The following is a 2,803-nucleotide window of genomic DNA, read 5'->3' as shown; positions in this document are numbered from 1 at the left end:
CGGCTGCTCTTTCATCCTGCATCGCGAGGAGCCGGCCAGCGGCCGGCACTACCTTGGATCTGCGTCGCGCGGAGCCGGCCAGCGGCCGGCACTACCGTAATTGCGTTGGCTTCAGCCTGCTTTACGTCGCAGCGGGGTCACGTTGCTGGCGATCTTGGCCGCTTTCTTCGGCTTGGCATTGGCCGGCTGCGCATGCGCAGCGAAGAAGTCCCGCACCTTCGGGTACACGGTTTCGCGCCAGCGACGCCCGCTGAAGATGCCGTAATGGCCGGCGCCCTCGACGATGAAATGCTCGCGATGCTCGGCCGGAATACCGCTGCACAAGGCCTGCGYCGCTTCGGTCTGGCCCAGCCCGGCGATATCGTCCAGCTCGCCTTCGATGCTCAGCAGCGCGGTACCGGTGATCGCCGAAGGATCCACGCGCTCGCCGTTGACGAACCACTCTCCGCGCGGCAGCAGGAACTGCTGGAACACCACTTCAATCGTGTCCAGGTAGTACTTGGCCGGCATGTCCAGCACGGCGTTGTACTCATCGTAGAAACGACGGTGCGCATCGGCATCTTCCATGTCGCCCTTGACCAGGTCGGCATAGAAATCCCAGTGCGAACTGAAGTGCCGGCTCGGGTTCATCGACAGGAATCCCGCGTGCTGCAGGAAGCCCGGATACACCCTGCGACCGGCGCCGGGGTAGGTGCCCGGCACGGTGTGGATGACGTTGTTCTCGAACCACGACAACGGGTTCTGCGTGGCCAGGTTGTTGACCGCCGTCGGGCTGCAGCGCGCATCGATCGGGCCGCCCATCATCACCAGCGTGCGCGGGGTTGGCTCGCCACGACTGGCCATCAGCGACACTGCCGCCAGCACCGGTACGGTGGGCTGGCACACGCTCACCACGTGCAGTTTTTCTGCGCCGAGATGGCGGATGAATTCCTGCACGTAGGCGATGTAATCGTCCAGGCCGAACTCGCCCTCGCTGCCCGGCACCATGCGCGCATCGACCCAGTCGGTGACATACACGCGGTGGTCGCGCAGCAGCGTGCGCACGGTGTCGCGCAGCAGCGTGGCGTGGTGGCCCGACAACGGCGCCACCACCAGCACGAAGGGCTGGTTGAGCATGGTGTGCAGCTGTTCGGCTTCGTTGCTGTGGCGCTTGAAGCGCAGCAGCTTGCAGAACGGCTTGCTCACTTCCTCGTGCACCACGATCGGCACGCGCTCGCCATCGACCTCGATTTCGTTGATGCCCCATTCGGGCTTCTCGTAATCCTTGCCGATGCGATGGAACAGCTCATTCACCGCGGACAGGCGATCAGCGCCAGGCATCTGCGACCACCAGTGTCCCTGGTTGGCGAAGAACTTGGCGTTGGCCTGGGCCTGGTGCACCCACGGGGCGAGCATGTTGCGGGTCAACTCATGCAGCTGATAGAGCATGGCGTCCGAATATGTATGGTCTTATGTTGCCGCGCAGCATAACGCACAGGCGGGATCGGCGCCTTAATACGGGGTCTGTCTCATTAGTCGTGGAGATTCAGCGGTCTGCGCGTTCCAGGGCCGCCGCATGGCCGGCAAGGGCGGGCGACAGCCAGCAGTGCGAGCCCAGCGCGGTGAAGCCGGTCTTCGTGAGATGGCTCCGGTACCAGCGCGACGGGCGGGGCTGGAAGCCCTCGTGGTCGCCGTCGAAGTCATCTTCGGCGCTGAATGCTTCCAGGAACGCCACGCCGCCGGTGAGCTCGGCGAAGCCGTCCAGGGCAGGGCGCAGCTCGCGGCTGGGCACGTAGTGCATCACATCCGAGCAGACCAGCAGATCCACCGGGGCGCACGGCCGCAGCCAGGCAAAATCGCCGACCTTGGCCAGGTGCAGGTTGCGGCTGCGACCGAAGCGCTGCACCGCGTACTCGCTGCTGTCGAAGCCCAGGTACTGCACGCGCGGCCGCAGCTTGAGCAGCGGCGCGCGCCATGCGCCTTCGCCACAGCCGATATCGAGCACGCTGCGGATCGGGCGTTCCAGGTAGTACTCGGCGCTGGCTACCGCGAGAGCGACCTTGCGTGCCAGGCGCGCGGCGCCGCCGGTCTGGTCGGCCTGGTACCAGCGCTGGAAATAAGCGGCGTCGTAGGTCTTGTCCATGGGCTTGGGGGCAGTCGTGAAAACGGCGCCTATCGTACGGCCTGGCGCTGCGGGATGCGTGGCGCGGGTGCGGCGATGGGTCGCGGCAGACACCCATGCGGCGGCTCTACTGGGGCATGCGAGAATGGCGGCCACCTTACGCCAGCCGCCGGAGCAAGCGCATGCAGTCCTACTACTGGGTAAAAACCTTCCATCTGCTGTTCGTGGTGGCGTGGATGGCGGCGGTGTTCTACCTGCCGCGGATCCTGGTCAACCTCAGCGAGACCGCCGGCCAGCTGCCGGTGACCGAGCGCCTGCAGCTGATGGGCCTGCGCCTGTACAAGTTCGGCCACATGATGTTCGGCCTGGCGCTGATCCTGGGGCTGCTGCTGTGGTTGGGCTACAAGGTGATTCCCGATTTCCCGACGATGGTCGCACCCGGTGCGGCCGGCTGGCTGCACGCCAAGCTCGGACTGGTGGTGCTGCTGCTGGTGTATTACACCTGGACCGGGCGCCTGTTGAAGGGCAGCCTGCGCGGCAGGCGGTTGCCGTCCTCGCGCGCGCTGCGCTGGTTCAACGAGCTGCCGCTGGTGCTGTTCATCGGCGTGGTGTGGCTGGTGCTGGCCAAGCCGTTCTGAGGGGGCGGCCGGGGCGGTAGCGGCCGCGCTCRTGTAGGGCCGGCCGCTGGCCGGCTCTCCAAGG

General features: G+C 66.1%; 3 protein-coding genes. 1 reads left to right on the top strand and 2 read right to left on the bottom strand.

What is annotated here, in order from left to right; all coding sequences use genetic code 11:
* Nucleotides 1-111 precede the first annotated feature (111 nt).
* Nucleotides 112-1,428 carry a polyhydroxyalkanoate depolymerase gene (locus AC1DQP_RS19080; RefSeq protein ID WP_478052263.1) on the bottom strand — a complete coding sequence of 439 codons (1,317 nt, stop codon included), beginning with the start codon at nucleotides 1,426-1,428 and terminating at the stop codon, nucleotides 112-114.
* A 97-nt stretch (nucleotides 1,429-1,525) separates the two neighbouring features.
* Complete coding sequence (locus tag AC1DQP_RS19075; RefSeq protein WP_457321465.1) at nucleotides 1,526-2,122, bottom strand: class I SAM-dependent DNA methyltransferase; 597 nt, start codon at nucleotides 2,120-2,122, stop codon at nucleotides 1,526-1,528.
* A 161-nt stretch (nucleotides 2,123-2,283) separates the two neighbouring features.
* Between AC1DQP_RS19075 and AC1DQP_RS19070 the strand changes: the two genes are divergently transcribed.
* Nucleotides 2,284-2,739 carry a CopD family protein gene (locus tag AC1DQP_RS19070; RefSeq protein WP_256776818.1) on the top strand — a complete coding sequence of 152 codons (456 nt, stop codon included), beginning with the start codon at nucleotides 2,284-2,286 and terminating at the stop codon, nucleotides 2,737-2,739.
* Nucleotides 2,740-2,803: the final 64 nt, after the last annotated feature.

This window comes from Stenotrophomonas sp. P5_A8, assembly GCF_056400545.1.
The sequence above is the reverse complement of the archived record's forward strand: the minus strand, read 5'-3'. Positions and strand labels throughout refer to the sequence as shown.

What these genes read in the sequence shown, in the direction of transcription:
- AC1DQP_RS19075 (WP_457321465.1), bottom strand. Translation starts at nt 2,122, where the DNA reads ATGGACAAGACCTACGACGCCGCTTATTTCCAGCGCTGGTACCAGGCC.
- AC1DQP_RS19070 (WP_256776818.1), top strand. Translation starts at nt 2,284, where the DNA reads ATGCAGTCCTACTACTGGGTAAAAACCTTCCATCTGCTGTTCGTGGTG.